Origin of the sequence: Pseudomonas sp. (assembly GCF_049301935.1) — a bacterium.
GTDB lineage: Bacteria > Pseudomonadota > Gammaproteobacteria > Pseudomonadales > Pseudomonadaceae > Aquipseudomonas.
Window position 1 is genome coordinate 1 of record NZ_JBAQLP010000063.1, and the last position, 19110, is coordinate 19110.

At 63.4% G+C, this 19110-nt stretch carries 13 protein-coding genes and 1 pseudogene; 6 read left to right on the forward strand and 8 right to left on the reverse strand.

Annotated elements, in window-relative coordinates:
- The coding region (gene rep, locus WA145_RS09960) for a DNA helicase Rep (protein WP_422581429.1) at positions 1-1885 on the reverse strand (1885 nt) is incomplete at its 3' end.
- A gap of 238 nt (positions 1886-2123) precedes the next feature.
- On the opposite strand from rep, the gene WA145_RS09965 reads away from it, so the two are divergent.
- Both WA145_RS09965 and WA145_RS09970 read left to right on the forward strand, forming a co-directional pair.
- A complete protein-coding gene (locus WA145_RS09965) occupies positions 2124-3785 on the forward strand; it encodes a putative bifunctional diguanylate cyclase/phosphodiesterase (RefSeq protein WP_422581430.1) in 1662 nt (553 codons plus the stop codon).
- 206 nt (positions 3786-3991) lie between these two features.
- Positions 3992-5668 carry a putative bifunctional diguanylate cyclase/phosphodiesterase gene (locus WA145_RS09970; RefSeq protein WP_422581431.1) on the forward strand — a complete coding sequence of 559 codons (1677 nt, stop codon included), beginning with the start codon at positions 3992-3994 and terminating at the stop codon, positions 5666-5668.
- Between the two features lie 65 nt (positions 5669-5733).
- On the opposite strand, the gene pbpG is transcribed toward WA145_RS09970, so the two are convergent.
- Complete coding sequence (pbpG, locus tag WA145_RS09975; protein WP_422581432.1) at positions 5734-6639, reverse strand: D-alanyl-D-alanine endopeptidase; 906 nt, start codon at positions 6637-6639, stop codon at positions 5734-5736.
- Positions 6640-6781: 142 nt separating this feature from the next.
- Here pbpG and chrA point away from each other — a divergent pair, with 142 nt between their 5' ends.
- A complete protein-coding gene (gene chrA, locus WA145_RS09980; protein WP_422581433.1) occupies positions 6782-8125 on the forward strand; it encodes a chromate efflux transporter in 1344 nt (447 codons plus the stop codon).
- 211 nt (positions 8126-8336) lie between these two features.
- Here chrA and WA145_RS09985 read toward each other — a convergent pair whose 3' ends face one another.
- The 6 genes and pseudogenes from WA145_RS09985 to dibA all read right to left on the reverse strand — a co-directional run bounded on the left by WA145_RS09985 (position 8337) and on the right by dibA (position 16013).
- A complete protein-coding gene (locus WA145_RS09985) occupies positions 8337-9683 on the reverse strand; it encodes a glutamine synthetase family protein (protein ID WP_422581441.1) in 1347 nt (448 codons plus the stop codon).
- 24 nt (positions 9684-9707) lie between these two features.
- Positions 9708-10265, reverse strand: a complete 558-nt coding sequence (locus tag WA145_RS09990; protein ID WP_422581434.1) for a helix-turn-helix domain-containing protein — start codon at positions 10263-10265, stop codon at positions 9708-9710.
- A 156-nt stretch (positions 10266-10421) separates the two neighbouring features.
- The gene (locus tag WA145_RS09995; protein WP_422581435.1) at positions 10422-11711 is read right to left on the reverse strand and encodes an NAD(P)/FAD-dependent oxidoreductase; all 1290 of its coding nucleotides are present in this window, start codon (positions 11709-11711) and stop codon (positions 10422-10424) included.
- 126 nt (positions 11712-11837) lie between these two features.
- Positions 11838-13067: pseudogene (locus WA145_RS10000) on the reverse strand (diguanylate cyclase); the annotation flags it as partial.
- The gene (locus tag WA145_RS10005) at positions 13060-13698 is read right to left on the reverse strand and encodes a response regulator (protein ID WP_422581436.1); all 639 of its coding nucleotides are present in this window, start codon (positions 13696-13698) and stop codon (positions 13060-13062) included. The gene WA145_RS10005 and the pseudogene WA145_RS10000, both read right to left, overlap by 8 nt.
- Before the next feature lie 44 nt (positions 13699-13742).
- Positions 13743-16013: a phosphodiesterase DibA gene (gene dibA / locus WA145_RS10010; RefSeq protein WP_422581437.1), complete on the reverse strand. Its 2271-nt coding sequence runs from the start codon at positions 16011-16013 to the stop codon at positions 13743-13745.
- Positions 16014-16181: 168 nt separating this feature from the next.
- On the opposite strand from dibA, the gene desA reads away from it, so the two are divergent.
- The 3 genes from desA to WA145_RS10025 form a co-directional block, all read left to right on the forward strand.
- Positions 16182-17369, forward strand: coding sequence for a delta-9 fatty acid desaturase DesA (desA, locus tag WA145_RS10015; RefSeq protein WP_422581438.1), 1188 nt, complete (start codon positions 16182-16184; stop codon positions 17367-17369).
- 99 nt (positions 17370-17468) lie between these two features.
- Positions 17469-18440 carry a GGDEF domain-containing protein gene (locus WA145_RS10020; RefSeq protein WP_422581439.1) on the forward strand — a complete coding sequence of 324 codons (972 nt, stop codon included), beginning with the start codon at positions 17469-17471 and terminating at the stop codon, positions 18438-18440.
- A 474-nt stretch (positions 18441-18914) separates the two neighbouring features.
- Positions 18915-19110 (forward strand): OprD family outer membrane porin (locus tag WA145_RS10025; protein WP_422581440.1); only part of this gene is annotated, 196 nt, incomplete at its 3' end.

A 19110-nucleotide genomic window follows, 5' to 3' on the forward strand; every position in this document is an offset into this window, starting at 1 on the left:
GGCTCGGGCTGCAGTCGCTGATTTCGCCGTATTGCTTGCGCTTGGCGGCGAAGGTCATGGTCAGGTTGCGCTTGGCGCGGGTGATGCCGACATAGGCCAGGCGCCGTTCTTCCTCGACGGTGTCGGCTTCGATGCTGGAGCGGTGCGGGAGGATTTCTTCTTCCACGCCAAGGATATACACCGAGGGAAATTCCAGGCCCTTGGAGGCGTGCAGGGTCATCATCTGCACGCCTTCGGCGCCGTCTTCTTCTTCCTGCTGACGTTCGAGCATGTCGCGCAGGACCAGCTTGCCGATGGCGTCCTCGATGGTCATGTCGCCGTCTTCGTCTTTTTCCAGGGTGTTCTTCAGCGCCTCGATGAGGAACCAGACGTTGCCCATGCGCGCATCGGCGACCTTGTCGTTGGAGGCGTTCTGGCGCAGCCAGTTCTCGTAATCGATGTCCATCACCATGCTGCGCAGCGCGGCGATCGGGTCGTTCTCAGCGCATTGCCGGCGCACGCCGTCCATCCAGCGCTTGAACCGTTGCAGGCGTTCGCTGTAGCGGCTGTCGAGGTGCTCGCCGAGGCCGACTTCGTCGCTGGCGTTGTACATGCTGATCTTGCGCCCGGTGGCGTAGTTGCCGAGCTTTTCCAGGGTGGTGGAGCCGATTTCGCGGCGCGGCACGTTGATCACCCGCAGGAAGGCGTTGTCGTCGTCCGGGTTGACCAGCAGGCGGAAGGAGCTCATCAGGTCCTTCACCTCCTGGCGGGCGAAGAAGCTGGTGCCGCCGCTGAGGCGATAGGGAATCTGATGGTGCTGCAACTTCAGCTCCATCAGCTTGGCCTGGTAGTTGCCGCGGTAGAGGATCGCGAAGTCGCTGTACGGGCGCTCGGTGCGCAGGTGTTCGGTGAGGATTTCCAGGGCCACCCGCTCGCACTCGGCGTCCTCGTTGCGACAGCGGATCACGCGGATCTCGTCGCCCACACCCATCTCGCTCCACAGCTGTTTTTCGAAGGCGTGGGGGTTGTTGGCGATCAGGGTGTTGGCGCACTTGAGGATGCGGCTGGTGGAGCGGTAGTTCTGCTCCAGCATCACCACCTTCAGCGACGGGTAGTCGTCTTTCAGCAGCATCAGGTTTTCCGGGCGCGCACCGCGCCAGGCGTAGATCGACTGGTCATCGTCGCCGACCACGGTGAACTGGTTGCGCATGCCCACCAAGAGTTTCACCAGCAGGTACTGGCTGGCGTTGGTGTCCTGGTATTCGTCCACCAGCAGGTAGCGGATACGGTTCTGCCATTTTTCCAGAATGGCCGGGTTGTCCTGAAACAGCTTCACCGGCAGCAGGATCAGGTCATCGAAGTCCACCGCGTTGTAGGCCTTAAGCGTGCGCTGGTAGTGCAGGTAGACGATGGCGGCGGTCTGCTCCTTGGGGTTACGCGACTCGGCCAGGGCCTGCTCGGGCAGGATCAGCTCGTTCTTCCAGCTGCCGATGTAGTTCTTGATCTCGTCGGCACCGTCATCGCCTGAGTATTCCTTCTGCATGATGTCCGACAGCAGCGCCTTGATATCGCCCTCGTCGAAGATCGAGAAGCCCGGCTTGTAGCCCAGCGCCGCGTATTCCTTGCGGATGATGTTCATCCCCAGGTTGTGGAAGGTCGACACCGTCAGGCCGCGGGCCTCGGGGCCCTTGAGCAGGCTGCCGACCCGCTCCTTCATCTCGCGGGCGGCCTTGTTGGTAAAGGTCATGGCGACGATATGGCGCGCCTGGATGCCGCAGTTCTGCACCAGATGAGCGATCTTGCGGGTGATCACGCTGGTCTTGCCGGAACCGGCACCGGCGAGCACCAAAAGTGGGCCGCCGACATAGTTCACGGCTTCTTGTTGCCGGGGATTGAGTCGGGACATTGAGCGCAGTGGAGTCGGGCGAAAGGGCCGTGAATTCTACCAGCAATGCTTCTAGGGTCTGTTGCCGTTTCATCGCGAGCCGCGGTGCTGTGAGAAATAGCAACAAACCCTAGTTGCGCAGGGCGGGCGTCGGCTGGGCTTATACAGGTGCAGTTTTTTGAGTGGATTCTAGTGATTAATTAAGCTATTGCAGCTATAAGTTAAAGTAAGTTCTTAAAAAGAGTGCTGCGGAGGTTGTGTGTCCTGCCAAAGCCATTTCTGCCGGCTGTTGATTCTGACGACAGAGCGCCACTGGGTGACGCTGCTCGATGCCTTGCTGGCCGAGCAAACCGAGCCGGTCTGGCTGTTCGCCGCCAACAGCTGGGAGGATGCCCAGCACCTGTATCAGCACGAACTTCCCGATCTGATCTTCTGCACCCCTGAGTGCCGCCCGGTTGCTCAGCTGTGCTCCTTGCCGCCGATCCTGCTGCTGGAGCGCGCACCCCAGGAGCCCCCTGGTGATGCCCAGGATTGGCTGGCGCGTGATTGCCTCAATGCCGAGGTATTGCGCCGCTGCCTGGATTACAGCCGACAGCGTCAGGCTCTGCAAGCCTTGAGCGAACGCGACCCGCTGACCGGTATCGCCAATCGTCAGGGCTTCCAGGGCTTGCTGCGTAAACGCCTGCTAGAGAACCGCGGGCGTGGCCTGCTGCTGGGTTATCTGGACCTGGATAATTTCAGCCACGCCAACGACAGCCTGGGCCACCAGGCTGGCGACTTGCTGATCCAGCAGGTCACCGAGCGGATCAAGGGCGTGCTGGAACCCCAGGATATCCCCGCCCGGGTCGGCAGCGACGAATTCGCCCTGCTGCTGGATATCAGCCAATCTCGCGCCCGGGGCGAACCCATGGCCAAGAGGCTGATGGCCGCTCTGGGCGAGCCCTACTGGATTCAGGGTGAGAGCCTGTCCATGGGCTGCAGCCTGGGCCTGGCCTATGGCCGCGCTGGCGAGGACGCCGACCCGCTGCTCTGGCATGCCCACCTGGCCATGCAGCAGGCCAAGCGCGAAGAGGGCTGCACCTACCATCTGTATGACGAGCGCATGGGCAGCGACGTGCGCAGCCTGGCCGATCTGGAGGCTGAATTGCGCCGGGCGCTGCGCCGCGATGAGCTGGAGTTGCACTACCAGCCGCGCCAGGACCTGGCCAGCGGCGCCATAGTCGGCCTGGAGGCCCTGGTGCGCTGGCGACACCCCAGCCGGGGCTTGCTCTACCCCGACGATTTTATCCCGCTGGCCGAGCAGAGCGGCCTGATCGTGCCGCTTGGCTACTGGGTGGTGGCGCGTGCCCTGCGTGACCTGGACTGGCTGGCCGAGCACGACCTGCTGCTGCATATGGCGGTCAATCTGTCTTTCAGCCAGTTTCAGGACAGCCAGCTGCTGCCGACCGTGCAACGCCTGATCGAGCACTGCCGGGTGGACGCGCGCTGGCTGGAGTTCGAGCTGACCGAGACCGCAGTAATGCGCCGCAGCGACTACGTGCTCAATACCATGCGCACCCTGGGTAGTCTGGGCGTGCGCTTCTCCCTGGACGATTTCGGCACCGGTTTCTCCTCCTTCGTGCACCTGGCCAGTCTGCCGATCAGCCTGCTCAAACTGGACAAGAGCTTCGTCTCCGGCATGGCGGTGCACGCCGAGCAGGCCCGCCTGGTCAATGCAATGATCAACCTGGCGCGCAACCTCGGCCTGGAGGTGGTGGCCGAGGGCATCGAAACCGAAGCCGAACTGGCATTGCTGCTGCAGTTCGGCTGCGACCAGGGCCAAGGCTATCTGATCAGCAAGCCCCTGCCCCTGGACGAATTGCAACGCTTCTTGCTGCAGCATCGCCAGCACAACGGCGAGTTCGCCTTGCGCCAGGCCTGAGCGACGGGCCGCTCTAACACCGGCTTTTGCCGCGGGACATGATCTCGCTCACAGCTTGCCAATAAGCTGCTGGTCGATGCCGATCCAGTTGGTTAGTTTGTTTCCCCAGCGTCCAGCTGCCGAGCTTGTCTAGCCGGCGGCACGGGCTGCAGTAACGGCGGGCCTGGTGCACGCTGTTAGCCTTTATCTTGCACTGGGGATGCTCTTTGGCCGTGCTTGTTGAACCCCTGCGACTACTCCTGCTGACCGAGTCTGCGGCCTGGGCCCGGCGTCTGCGCGAGCAACTGGCCGCCCTGGGCCATCCCCACGATTTGATCACCGCGCCTTCCTGGGCGGCCGCCAGCAGTTTGTTCGACGCCGCGCAGCCGGGCCTGTTGCTATGCACCCCGCAGCAGCTGCCGCAGGCCCAGGGTTGCCACTTGCCCCTGGTGTTGCTGCTGGAGCAGGAGCCGCAGCCGCAGCAGGTGCCGGGTGGTGTCAGCGACTGGCTGGTGGCCGGCGCCGGGTTGGATGCCCTGCGCCGCTGCCTGCGCTATGCGCGTGAGCGCTGCAAGCTCAACGACACCTTGCAACGCCTGGCCGAACAGGACGCCTTGACCGGGATTGCCAACCGCCAGGGCTTTCAGACTCTGCTCGCCGCGCGTCTGGCTGAATATGAGGAGCGTGGCCTGACCCTTGGCCATCTCGATCTGGACAACTTCCGTCACGCCAACGATGCCCTCGGTTACCAGGGCGGCGACAGCCTGATCCTGCAGGTGGTGGCGCGGATCAAGGCGCAGCTGCAGGCCGGCGATCAAGTGGCACGGCTGGGCAGTGATGAGTTTGCCCTGCTGCTCGACAGCCGCCGCGACCCACGGCGCGCCGAACGCCTGGCCGTGCAGATTACCGAAGCCCTCGGCGAGCCGTACTGGATCGACGGCGAAAGCCTGCTGCTCGGCTGCAGCCTGGGCCTGGCGCATTCGCGCGCCGCAGGCACGGCCGATTCGCTGATGTGGCACGCGCATATCGCCATGCAACAGGCCAAGAGCCAGCAGGGCTGCACCTTTCATATTTATGACGAGCGGATCAACCGCAGCGCACGCAACCAGGCCGACCTGGAAAGCGAGCTGCGCCGCGCCCTGCGCCGCGACGAACTGGAACTGCACTACCAGCCGCGCCTGTGCCTGCAGAGCGGGCGCATCGTCGGCCTGGAGGCGCTGGTGCGCTGGCGTCACAGCGTGCATGGTTTGCTCGCGCCGGGTGAGTTTGTGCCGTTGGCCGAGGAAACCGGGCTGATCGTCCCGCTCGGCTACTGGGTGATCAGCCGCGCCCTGCGCGATATGCAGTGGCTGCGCGGGCGCGGTTTGCCGGCGCTGCACATGGCGGTCAATCTGTCGTTCCGCCAGTTTCAGGACAGCCAGCTGCTGCCAACCCTTAGCCGCCTGATCGAAGAGCGCGGCGTGGATGCGCAGTGGCTGGAGTTCGAGCTGACCGAAACCGCCGTGATGCGCCGCAGCGATCAGGTGCAGCAGACCATGCTGGCGCTGGCCCGCCTCGGTGTGCGCTTCTCCCTGGACGACTTCGGCACCGGGTTCTCCTCTTTCGTGCACCTGAACAACCTGCCGATCACCCTGCTGAAAATCGACAAGAGCTTTGTCGGCGGCATGGGCGAGCGTGCGGAGAATCGGCAACTGGTGCGGGCGATGATCAACCTGGCGCTCAACCTCAATCTGCAGGTGGTGGGCGAGGGCGTGGAAAACGCCGAACAACTGGCGCTGCTGCGTCAGTACGGCTGCGATCAGGTGCAGGGCTACCTGATCAGCAAGGCCTTGCCGCTCCCCGAGCTGGCGCGCTTTCTGGTGTTTGGCATGCGCCAGCCGTTGCTGGGGTTAAACAACAGCTGAGACGCTGCTTTTCTGCCGTTGATTGAAAAGGCCCGCATGTGCTGCGGGCCTTGTGCCTGCAGGGCTTACTGTGCAGCCGCCGCCTTACGCTGCGCCAGTTTCTGCTGGCGGTAGCTGATGGCGGCGGGCGGCACGGCGGTGACCTTGCCGGTCTCCAGCCAGCGCTTGAGACGGTTGGCGTCGGCCATATGGGTGTATTTGCCGAAGGCATCGAGCACCACGAAGGCCACTGGGTGGTTGTTCATCACGGTGTTCATCACCAGGCAGCGGCCGGCTTCGCCGGTGTAGCCGGTCTTGCTCAGCTGCACGCTCCAGCCCGGCTTGCGTACCAGGCTGTTGGTGTTGCGAAAACCCAGGCTGTAGTTGGGCTTGCGGAACGCCTGGGTCTTTTCCGCGGTGGTGCTGAACTGGCTGATCAGCGGGTACTGGCGCGCGGCCTTGAGCAGCAGCACCAGGTCACGGGCGCTCGACACGTTGTGTTCCGACAGCCCGGTGGGCTCGACGAAGCGCGAATTGTTCATGCCCAGGGCGCGGGCCTTGGCGTTCATCGCCGCGACAAAGGCTGCGTGGCCGCCCGGATAGTGGTGTGCCAGGCTGGCGGCGGCGCGGTTTTCCGAGGCCATCAGGGCCAGCAGCAGCATGTCGCGGCGGCTCAGTTCGCTGCCCACGCGCACGCGGGAGAACACGCCGCGCATGTCATGGGTGTCGCGAATCATGATCGGCAGCTGCTGATCCAGCGGCAAGTTGGCGTCGAGGGTGACCATGGCGGTCATCAGCTTGGTCACCGAGGCAATCGGCACCACAGTGTCGGCATTGCGCTCGAAGAGCACCTGGTTGGTCTGTAAGTCGACAACCAAGGCGCTGCCGGCGGCCAGGTCCTGTTGTTTGGCGGGGGCGGCCTGGGTGTTCGATGCAACGACGACGCAGCTGCAGATCAGCAGCAGGCTTACTAGCGAATGGCGGATTTTCACGGAGAGCTTCACGGGCAGGTTGAAGGAGGGCGCAGCGCTGCTCAGTATACGTAAATCCGCGCCAGGGCTTGAGTGCAGCAGGCTTAAATCGTCATCTGCACAGGTTATAGTGCCAGCGTTTTTATCGCCGTGAGTTGCCCGCATGTCCGAATCCTCTGCATCCACCGCACCGCCCGCAGTGAGCCTGGGCGAAGCCTTCTGGTTCTGGCTCAAGCTCGGCCTGATCAGCTTCGGCGGGCCGGCCGGGCAGATCGCGATCATGCACCAGGAGTTGGTGGAGAAGCGTCGCTGGCTGTCCGAGCGGCGTTTTCTGCATGCGCTGAACTATTGCATGCTGCTGCCGGGGCCGGAGGCGCAGCAGCTGGCCACTTATATCGGTTGGCTGCTGCACCGCACCTGGGGCGGGGTGATCGCCGGGGTGCTGTTCGTGCTGCCGTCGCTGTTTATCCTGATCGGCCTGTCCTGGCTGTATATCGCCTTCGGTGATGTGCCGCTGGTGGCGGGGATTTTCTACGGGATCAAGCCGGCGGTGACTGCCATCGTGATGCAGGCGGCCTGGCGCATTGGCTCGCGAGCGCTAAAGAACAACTGGCTGTGGGGCATTGCTGGCGCGTCCTTTGTCGCCATCTTTGCCTTCAATCTGCCGTTTCCGTTGATCGTGCTGGGCGCGGCGCTGCTCGGCTACTTCGGTGGCCGCCTGCTGCCGCAGCAGTTCAGCCTGGGCGGCGGGCATGCGGCGCAGGGCGCGAACTACGGCCCGGCGTTGATCGATGACAACAGCCCGCCGGCCGCGCATACACGCTTTCGCGCGTCGCGCCTGGCGCTGTTGCTGGCGGTGGGCGCGCTGCTCTGGTTACTGCCAATGGGCCTGCTGACCTGGCTGTACGGCTGGGACGGCACCCTGACGCAGATGGCCTGGTTCTTTACCAAGGCGGCGCTGCTGACCTTTGGCGGTGCCTATGCGGTGCTGCCCTATGTCTACCAGGGCGCCATCGGTCATTACGGCTGGCTGACGCCGACGCAGATGATCGACGGTCTGGCCCTGGGCGAAACCACCCCAGGGCCGCTGATTATGGTGGTGGCGTTCGTGGCCTTTGTTGGCGCTTATCTGCAGCCGGTGTTCGGTGGCGATTCGGGTTTTGTCAGTGGCGCGCTGGCGGCGGCGCTGGTCACCTGGTTCACCTTTCTGCCGTCCTTTCTGTTTATCCTCGCCGGCGGGCCGCTGGTGGAATCGACCCATGGCGAGTTGAAATTTACCGCGCCACTGACTGCGATTACTGCGGCAGTGGTCGGGGTGATTCTGAATCTGGCGCTGTTCTTTGCCTACCACGTGCTCTGGCCGCAGGGCTTCGCCGGCACTTTCGACTGGCCGTCGGCGCTGCTGGCCGTGGCGGCGGCGCTGGCGCTGCTGCGCTTCAAACGTGGGGTGATGGAGGTGCTGCTGGTGTCGGCGCTGGCCGGGCTGGCGGTTTTTCTGCTGCGTTGAAGCATTACGATTCACAAAAATCAGACCCGTAGGGTGGGTTAGGCGCTTGTGACGATTGGCATGGCCATACGATTTACATAGTGCCGTAACCCACCATGGCGACAACGCCGGCTAACGCCTGGTGGGTTACGCGACGCACATAGAGCCGCTGCGCCTGAGTGTGCGGAGCATGGCGTCGCTAACCCACCCTACGAATCTGCACAGGTATGGCTCACATAAACCAGCGGTATTCCCGCGCACTGACTTCCTGCATAAAGGCCAGGTGGTCCTGGCGTTTGTTTTCGCAGTAGACCATCACGAACTCGCTGCCCAGGCCCTGGTTGACCAGCGGATGGTCGCGCATGGCGCTGACCGCGCCGAGCATGTCCTGGGGGAAGTCGATGCCGCTCTGGCGGTTCTCATTAAGCGGGGCAATCGGCTCCTTACCGGCATCCAGGCCGTGCTCCATGCCGCTGAGGATCGCCGCCAGCACCAGATAAGGGTTGGCGTCGGCGCCGGCCAGGCGGTGTTCGATGCGCAGGTTGTTGCCGTCTGATTCGGGGATGCGGATGCACGCATCGCGGTCCTCATAACCCCAACTGGCGCGGCTGGCGGCGTTGACCATGGCGCCGTAGCGGCGGAAGGCGTTGTGGTTGGCGGCGAAGATCGGCATGCAGTGCGGCAGCAACTCCAGGCAGCCGGCCACCGCATGGCGCAGCGGGCGCTGCCCGTCGCTGGCCAGCAGGTTGTTGCCGGCGTCGTCGTACAGGCTGACATGCACATGCATGCCGCTGCCGGGCGCGTGCAGGTAGGGCTTGCTCATAAAGCTGGCGCGCTGGCCGTGCTTGAGCGCCACGCCACGGGTGCTACGACAGAACAGGGCGGCCCAGTCGGCGGCGCGCAGGCCGTCGTCGCAATGGCCGAAATTGATCTCGAACTGGCCGGGGCCGAGCTCGGCGGTGATCACGTTGGCGTCCACGCCCTGCTCATTGGCGGCGTCGACGATCTCGTGCAGCACATCGGCAAAGCGCGACAGGCGTTCGATATGCATATTCGGCTGATCGTCCTCGTCGCCGCACAGCGGGTCGCGGGGGAACTGCGGCAGGCCGTCCTTGAGCGCGCGGTCGAACAGGTAGAACTCCAGCTCGAACGCCACCACCGGGCGGATACCGCGGGCGGCCAGGCGCTTGAGCACACGGGCGAGCACTTCACGCGGCTCGAATTCGATCGGTGCGGCGGTGCCGTCGGAGCTGATCAGCATCTGCCCCAAGGGCTGGCTTTCCCAGCGTACCGGCTTGAGGGTGCCGGGAATCAACCGGCGCGGCGCATCCGGGTCGCCGTCGTTGAAGCAGTAGTCGCCAATCGGGTGCAGGCCGCCTTGCACGCCAAGCAGCACGCAGTTCTGCGGGATTTTCAGCGGGCTGCCGGCGGCGACTTTCTCCAGCATGGCGATGGGGTAACGCTTGCCGTAGAAATGCCCGGGAATATCCAGGCTGATCAGGTCGACATAGCGCACCTTGGGGTGGGCGCTGCGGAAGGCGCGGACTTCGCTGAGCAGGTCGGGAAATGCTGTTGTGATTGTCATGGCGGTTATCTGCGCGGGTTAGTTAAAAACCCAAAGCACTCGTGTCGGGGAGTCGGAAAGGTTGGCGTAGCGAAACTGCGCGTGCGGCGGCAGCTGGAAGCTGTCATTCGGGCCGAGGGTGACTGGCGCGGCGGCGTCGCCATACCAGATGGTCAGCTCGCCTTCGAGGACGAAGCCGCCTTGCTCGGAGCTGTCGTTCAGGTGGCCTTCGCCGCTGCTGGCGCCGGGCTGCAGATGGCTTTCGAGCATGGAGAAGCCGCCGGCCATGGTCGGCGAGGCCAGCACGTCGGTGATGCCGCCGGCGTAATACAGCGTGCGGCGCTCGCCGGGGCGGGTGACCCAGGGCACGGCGCGCGGTTTGCTCAGGCTGTAAAAATAAGTGGTCGGCACGCCGAGGCTTTCGCTGATGGCGGTGAGGTCGGCCACGGTGGGGCGCGACAGGCCGCGCTCGACCTGGGAAAGAAAGCCCACCGAACGGTCGATACGCGCGGCCAGCTCACCGAGGGTGAGGTTCTTGTGCTTGCGCAGGTCGCGGATCAGGATCGCCAGACCTTCGACTTCTTCCTGCATATCCATGTTCATGTCCTTTTTAGAAATTTGTTTTCAAGCGTCACGAGCGAAGGTGAGGCAAGGCGAAACGCGCCGAAGAAGCGGAGTTTACGAGTTGTAAATGAGCATTCTGAGGCGTGGTTCAACACAGCATCACCGAGCGCAGTAGCTTGAGGGCAGATTTCAAATCACATCGCGCAGGCGATACCACGCCTTGCCGACGGCTTCGATGGGCGCGGCGAGCAGATCGCCGCCGGGGAAGCGCGGGTTACTCAGGCCCTGGTACAGCTCAAGCAGCTCGTTGTCACCGAGGATCGCGTCGCTGACCGCGCGAGCGGCGGCCAGGGTCGGCAGGATGCCGTGGCCGGAGAAGCCTTGCAGCCAGTACTTCTGCCCATTGCGGCCGACATCCGGGGTGCGCTGCATGGTGCAGTCGATATGCCCGCCCCAGCCGTAGTCGATCTGCACGCCGCGCAGTTGCGGGAACACCCGCTCCAGATAAGGCCGGGTGGCCGCTGGCACGTCCGCCGGGATGCCGCCGAGGTAGGTGCAGCCGCCGCCGAACAGCAGGCGGTTGTCTGGGGTGACGCGGAAGTAATCCGGTACGAACTGGTTGTCGATGGCGCAGGTGCCTTGCGGGAACAGCGAGCGTGCCAGCTGCGGGTCCAGCGGCGCGGTGGCGACCTGATAGGAACCGACCGGCAGCAGGCGTTTCGCCAGCTGCGCATCGAGCTTGTCGATATAGGCGTTGCAGGCCAGCACCAGCACGTCGCTGCGCACTTCGCCGTGCTCGCTGCGCGCGACATAACCGTCCGCCGTCTCTAGATAGCTCAGCGCCTTGCTTTGCTCGAAGATTTTTCCGCCGGCTTTCTCGATGGCATCGGCCAGGCCCTGGGCCAGTTTCAGCGGGTTGAGGTGCGCGGCGCCGCTGTCATGCAGGGCGGCCAGGTAGCGTGGGCTGGCGATCCACTGCGGCAGTTGCTCCTTGGGGATAAAGCTCAGCTGCGCGTAGCCGTATTTCTGCTCGGCTTCTTCCAGGCTGTCCTGCAGCTGGCGCACACGGCGCGGCAGCACGGCGGTGTAGAGCGCGCCGCTGCGGTAATCGATATCGAAGCTATGCCGCTGGGGCAGCTCGCGCATCTCTTCGGCGGCCCAGACCATGCTGTCCCACAGGCGGCGGGCGCGTTCCAGGCCGAGGGCCTTCTCGAACGGCGGCATGTCGCAGGACCAGCCCGGCAGCGCCTGGCCGCCGTTGCGCCCGGAAGCCGCCCAGGCCAGTCGACTGGCTTCCAGCAGCACCACCTGCTTGCCCGCCAGGGCCAGGCGCAGCGCAGTGTGCAGGCCACTGAAACCACCGCCGATAATCAGCACATCGCATTGCAACGCTTCCTGCAGGCGCGGGCGTAGCGGGATGGCGCCGGGGTAGGTGGCGGCGTAGTAGGTGCCGATGTGCTGGGCGGATTGTTTGAACATGGCGCGCCTCATGAAATTATGCTTAAGTAATTTCATGAAAATCTACGCGATAAATTTCATAAAGCCAAGCCCGGACGACTAGCAAATGCACTAAGTGCTGTAGCGGTGAGCTTCAAAGTGCGCTGGCTATCGCACCTGATTGCGCCCGTCGTGCTTGGCGGCATAGAGCGCGCGGTCGGCTTCTTCCAGCAGGTCGCCGGCACTTGCGGGTGCGTTCTCGGTGGAGGCGATGCCTGCGCTCAGGGTTACCGAGAAGTGCTGATCGCCAGCGATAAACTGCAGTTCGGCAAAGCGTTGGCGGATTTCATCGAGAATGCGCAGCGCCTGCTCCGCCGGGCAGTCCGGCAGCACCACGAGGAATTCCTCGCCGCCATAACGGCCCAGGCTGTCGATGCGCCGCAGGCGTTGGCGCAGCAGGTTGGCCAGGGCGCGAATAACGTTGTCGCCGGCGGCATGGCCGTAGCTGTCGTTGACCTTCTTGAAGAAGTCGATATCCAGCATCGCCACGCTGGCCGGCTTGCCGCTGCGCTGCGCGCGTTCCAGTTCGACCGCCGCCTGCTCCTTGATATCGGCGTGCTTGAGCAGGCCGGTGAGACTGTCGCGCGACAGCGCGTTGCTCAGCAGGCGTGCGCGCTGGGCGCGGGAGAACACGGCAGCGACCAGGGCATTGTCGGAGATCGGTTTGGTAATGAAATCATCGCCAGCCTTGAGCAGGGCGTTTATCTGCCGGCTGATGTCGGTTTCCGCCGACAGGTAGACGATCGGCACGCGCAGCCAGTCGTCGTTCATGCGGATGATCTGCGCCAGCTCCGGGCCGGTGCAGTCGGGCATGTTGACATCCAGCAGCACCACTTCGGGGTTGAAGCGGCGCATGCAGGCGAAGATCTCCGCCGGCTCGTGAAGTATTTCCACCAGCATATTGGCGCCGCGCAGAACCAGGCTGAAACGGCTGGCCAACTCGCGGTCATCGTCGATGATCAGCACCCGGTAGGGCTCGCCCTGTTGCTGGCCGAAGCAGCGTTCCAGGCGGTTTTCCAGCAGGGGGATGTCCAGCGGCTTGGTGAAAAAGCCCAGGGCGCCGACGCGGACGGCCTCAAGGTGAGTGGCAAAATCGCTCTGGGTGGTGATCACCAGCAGCGGCAAGGGTTCGTCCAGGCGCTGTTGCAGGCTGGCGGCATACTCCAGGCCGGTGAGCTGCTCGTCGGGCAGGTTGACGTCGACGATCAGCGCATCGGGCCGTTGCTGCTGCAGGGCGGCGTCGAGGTCGGCGATGCGGCTGAAGTGCTCGGCGTGGTAGCCGAAGTTGTTCAGCGTCAGGCGCATGGTTTCGCCAATCGCCAATTGGTCTTCAAGGATTTTGCAGGGCCTGGGCCAGGCTCAGGCACAGCGCGCCGCCACGGCTGTACTGGGCACTATTGGCCGCGGCCAGCAGGCGGGCGGTGATGGCCGGCTCGTTATGCCCCAGGTTGTGCAGTTGGCGCAGGTCGGCGGGTTGCTGGCCAAGGGCCTGGAGCTTAGCCAGGCTGCCGGGCTGCAGGGGCGTACCCAGCTCGCCGGCGCTCTGGCTACCCAGGAATTCGTCGAAACTGCTGGGCACAGGGCCGCTGGCGGCGGCATGCAAATCCACCGAAGGCAGCAGCCGATCCAGGCAGTCGAGTACCGTGGGTATCTGGAAGGGCTTGCTGATAAAGGCGCTGATGCGCAACGGGCGCACCTCCAGCACGCTGGCGCGGTCGGCGCGGCCGGTGATCAGCACCAGGGGAATCTGGCTGTCCTGTTTGCGGATATGTTCCAGCAGTTGGGTGCCGGGGCCATCGGGCAGGTTCCAGTCGCAGATGACCAGCTCGGTCGGGCTGCGTTGCCATTCGGCCAGGGCTGCCTCGACCCGGCCTACACAGCTGATCTGGGCTTGGGGGCGCAGGCTGTGAACGATTTGCTTGAGCAAGTCGGCAATCCAGGCATCGTCTTCGAGAATTAGTACACGCATAGGGCATTCCTGCTGCTGAAATCCGGGGGGCGGAGCAACGCTGTTCAGGCGGTGCTGAGCATAAACAGCGCTGCAGCCGGTTGCGGGCGACCGAAGTGATAACCCTGGGCATGGTCGCAGCCCAACTCCTGAAGCAACTCGACCTGTTCGGCCTGTTCTATGCCCTCGGCCAGTACCTTGAGTCCCAGGTTATGGCCCAGGGCAATGACCGCCCGGGTGATGGCCACATCGTCCTGGTCACGCGGCAGGCCCCGGACGAAACTCTGGTCCAGTTTGAGTTTATGCACTGGCATGCGCTTGAGCCGCGCCAGGGAGCTGTAGCCGGTGCCGAAGTCGTCGATGGCCAGGCGCAGGCCCAACTCGCGCAGGCGGCCGAGCAGGGCCAGGGCGGCATCGGCGTTGTCCATTACCGCACTCTCGGTGACTTCCAGCTCCAGCAGGGCCGGGTCCAGACCGGTTTCGGCCAGTATTCGGGCGACCCGCAGGTCCAGTTCGCCGCGGCTGAACATGCGGCTGGAAACGTTTACCGCGACGAACTGCAGTTCATGGCCGGCCGCCTGCCAGGCCACCATCTGCCGGCAGGCGTGCTCCAGCACCCAGGCGTCGATCTCCGCAATCAGGCCGCTCTCCTCGGCGATGGGGATAAACTCCCCTGGCGGCAGCAAACCACGTTGGGGTTGCTGCCAACGCACCAGGGCCTCGGCGCCGATCATTCGCTGGCTTTTCAGGCAGATCAGCGGCTGGTAGTAGACCCGCAGCTCGTCGTTCTCCAGGGCATGGCGCAGGGCACTGACCAGCTCGACCCGCTGGCGGGCGTACTGGGTCAGCTCCTCGGTGTAGAAGGCATAGCCCTCGCGGCCGCTGCTCTTGGCCTTGAACAGCGCCGAGTCGACGTTACGCAGCACCTGGGCCACGTCCTGGCTGTTCTGATCAAACAGGCTGATGCCGATGCTGGCGCTGATAAACAGCTCCTGGCCGTTGACGTTGAAGGATTGTTTCAGGCAGCTCAGCACCAGCTGGGCCATGCTCGTGGCGTTCGCGGCGCTGTTGCAGTCCTCGCAGAGCAGGCCGAACTCGTCACCGCCCAGACGTGCCAGCGTGATGCCGGAGTTCAGTTGCTGGGCCAGGCGCTCGCCCACCGCCTTGAGCAGCAGGTCGCCGATATTGTGGCCGAGGCTTTCATTGATGTGCTTGAAGTGATCCAGGTCCACCAGCAGCACGCTAGCGCAGCGGTTCTCGCGCTTGGCTCGCTCCAGGGCGTGTTCGACCCGTTCGGTAAATAGCAGGCGGTTGGGCAGGTTGCTCAGCGGGTCGTGGTGCGCCAGGTAGTCCAGTTCACGTTGCGAGCGTTTCAGCGCGCTGATATCGGAGAACACCGCGACGTAATGGCTGATCTCGCCCTGTTCATCGTGGATTACCCGGATGCATTGCCACTGTGGGTAGATTTCGCCGCTCTTGCGCCGGTTCCACACCTCGCCGCTCCACGCACCGCGGTTTTGCAGGGCGTGCCACAGGCTGTCATAGAAGCTTTTATCGTGCCGCCCGGATTTCAGCAGGCTCGGTGACTGGCCGAGGATTTCCGCCTGGCTGTAGCCGGTGATGCGGCTAAAGGCTGGGTTGCAATGGACGATCTGTTGCCGCGCATCGGTGACCAGCACGCCTTCCTGGGTGGCATCGAATACCGCCGCGGCCTGGCGCAGGCTGTCTTCATCCTTACGCCGTTGAGTGATGTCGCTGGCAGTGCCGATCAGGCGTTCGGCCTGGCCGTGCTCATCGAGCAGCAGACGGCCGCGTGACTGAATCCAGCGGTAGCTGCCGTCCTGGTGCCGCAGGCGATAGTTGACCTCATAGGGCGCGGGGTTGCGCGCGGCCAGGCGCTGCTCCAGGTTGCGCTCGAAACTCGCGCGGTCATCGGCATGCAGACGCTGTAGCCAGTGCTGCGGGTTATCGCCCAGGGCATCAGGCTGAATGCCGAGCAGGGCGGCGTAGCCGGGGGAGAAATACACTTTCTGGGTCTGCAGATCCCAGTCCCACATGCCGTCTTTGGCGGCGTCCAGTGCCTGATGCAGACGTTTTTCGCTGCGTTGTAGCGCTTGCTGCGCCAGGCGCTGTTGTGTGTGGTGAGTGCGCAGCACGACATACAGCAAACCGGCGGTGAGCAGCACAAAACCCAGCCCCTTGAGCAGTTGCGCGCGTTCCAGTTGCGCCAGCGACAGACCCAGGGCGGTCAGCAGTCCGTCGCTGAATAGCACCCAAAAGGCAGCGGCCAGCGTGTAATAGAGGGTCAGGCGCCAAGCGCCTTGTGGAGCATTCATGGGGGATAAGTCAGTCCTTTGCCAGACTCCGGCAGTATAGATGCTGATAAGCGGGGGGTATTCTTATGCAAAAGACCAACTGGTTTTCTGATCCGGGTCAGGGATAATGGCCGGCGACCTGTGCTAAACAACAGCGGCGTCTTTCCTTTTGCATGAGGCACACGATCCATGTGGTACAACGGTTTACTCGATCTGTCGGTTTGGCAGCTGGTCGCAGTCACCCTGCTGATGACGCACGTGACCATCGTCAGCGTGACGGTTTATCTGCATCGCTATTCGGCGCACCGCGCCCTCGAATTGCATCCGGCGCTGAAGCACTTCTTCCGCTTCTGGCTGTGGCTGACCACGGCGCAGAACACCCGCGAGTGGACCGCGATCCACCGCAAGCACCACGCCAAATGCGAAACCGTCGATGACCCGCACAGCCCGGTGATCAAGGGCCTGGGCACCGTGCTGCGCACCGGTGCCGAGCTTTACGCCGAAGAGGCGAAGAACCCGGACACCCTGCGCATCTATGGTAAAAACTGCCCGGAGGACTGGATCGAGCGCAATCTCTACTCGCGCTTCCCCATGGCCGGTATCAGCTTGATGGCGGTGCTCGACCTGGCCCTGTTCGGCGCTGCGGGCATCACCATCTGGGCGATCCAGATGATGTGGATTCCGGTCTGGGCGGCGGGCGTGATCAATGGCCTCGGCCATGCCGTCGGCTACCGCAACTTCGAATGCCGCGATGCGGCGACCAACCTGGTGCCCTGGGGCATCCTGATCGGCGGCGAAGAGCTGCACAACAACCACCACACCTATCCGAACTCGGCCAAGCTGTCGGTAAAGAAGTGGGAGTTCGACATGGGCTGGTTCTGGATCAAGTTGTTCAGCCTGCTCGGCCTGGCCCAGGTGCAGCGCGTTGCGCCCATCGCTCATCGGGTGGAAGGCAAGCGCAGCCTGGATATGGACACCGCCATGGCCATCCTCAACAACCGTTTTCAGATCATGGCGCAGTACCGCAAGCTGGTGATCGCGCCGCTGGTCAAGCAGGAACTGCTCAAGGCCGACGCCTCGGTGCGCCACCACTTCCACCGCGCCAAGCGCCTGCTGTCGCGTGAGCCAAGCCTGCTCGATGAAACCCACCAGGCGCGTATCCAGCGCATGTTGGAGCAGAGTCAGGCGCTCAAGGTGATCTATGAAAAGCGTCTGGCCCTGCAGCAGATCTGGGTCAAGACCAGCGCCAATGGCCACGACATGCTCGAGGCCATCAAGCAGTGGGTACACGAGGCTGAAGCCAGCGGTATTCAGTCGCTGCGCGAATTCGCCGAGCAGCTCAAGACCTACTCGCTGCGTCCGACTGTCGCCGCCTAACCGCGCGCTTAGCCGCTTAAACCCGCCTCCCGGCGGGTTTTTACTTTCTGCGGTATGCTCTTTTATATGTCTTAGGCACTGCGCAGGATGGCGGCGTTTATGGATGAGCTGAGCAGACAGCAACTCGAACAGGAAGAGCTGACCCTGGCGCTATTGCACACCCGCGCCGAGGTGGCACGGCTGCAGGCGCGCGAGCAGCTGTTCAGTACCTTGCTGGGCAGCGTCAATGCGGTGCTCTGGGCGTTTGACTGGGATGCCCAGCGGGTGATCTACGTCAGCCCGGCTTACGAGCGAGTCTTTGGCCGCTCCGCCGCACTGCTGCTGTCCGGTTATGAAGAGTGGCGCAACAGCATCTACCCGGATGATCTGGACTATGCCGCCGAGAGCTTCGCCCAGGTGCTGCAAACCGGCGCGGTCGAGGCCCGCGAGTACCGTATTATCCGCAGCGACGGCCAGTTGCGCTGGCTCAGCGACAAGTGTTTTGTCAGCCGTGAGAATGCCGCCGGTCAGCCGCATATCATCGTCGGCATTGCCGAAGACATTACCGAGAAAAAACAGCTGGAAGGCGAGTTGCACCGCCTGGCCACCACCGATGTGCTGACCCAGAGCAGCAACCGCCGGCACTTCTTCGAGTGCGCCCAGCGCGAGTTCGAGCAGGCCCGTGAATATGGCAGTCCGCTGGCCTTTCTGCTGCTCGACCTGGATGACTTCAAACAGATCAACGACCGTTACGGCCACCAGATGGGCGATCAGGTATTGCAGCGCCTGGCCTACAGTGGCGTAAGCACGCTGCGCCGTGGCGACCTGTTCGGTCGTATTGGTGGCGAGGAGTTTGCCGCCCTGTTTCCACGCTGTGAGCCTGAGCTGGCCGAGCAGATTGCCGAGCGTCTGCAGCGCGAGGTGCGTCGCCTGAGTTTCAGCCACGAGGGCGTGACCTTCGGTGTAACCCTGAGCCAGGGCCTGACCAGCCTGCGGCCTGAGGATGTCAGTCTGGATACCCTGTATGCGCGCGCCGATGCCGCGATGTACCAGGCCAAGCGCCAGGGCAAAAACCAGATCGTGGTGGATTGAGCGCGCGCCGGCATGCCGTTGGTGCGGCGTGTTGGCGATAACCCGCCTTTTTGCTTTTTGCCATAGGCAAAAAACCGCTTATTGCCTCCTTGTCAGGTCTGCAGAAATCCCCCAGAAAACCCGAAAAACCTTGTAATAGACGCTCTGCCGAGCTGCTTTTGGCAGCTGGCACAGTATCTGCGTAGGGCTCAGCACATAACGGCTTGGGTTATTGGCCGATAATAAAAATGAAGAGACCTGCACCATGATTGTTACCTGTCCGCGGCTATGTGCTTATTCCCCAGCTCGCGCTGACTGCCTTCACATGCTCACCTGATTTCGCTTATTGCATGGCCGCCCTGGCTGCGACAGCTGTTCGCCTGCCTGGCGCCTCGGCCTGCAATAACCCCCGAATTCGGTGCGTGCCTGCCGCTTCACAGGCTGAAGACAGTACCCGCGCCGATGTGCAACCCACACACAACTGGAGAACACATAATGAGAAAAACCTCCCTGGCCTTGGCCGTTGCAGCCAGCACCCTGGGCGTGTCCCTTAGCCAAGTGGCGCATGCCGAGTTTATCAAGGACAGCAAAGCGACCCTTGAAGCACGCAACTTCTACTTCAACCGTGATTTCCGTCAAGACGGTGCGTCCCAAGCCAAGCGTGAAGAATGGGCCCAAGGCTTTATTCTGC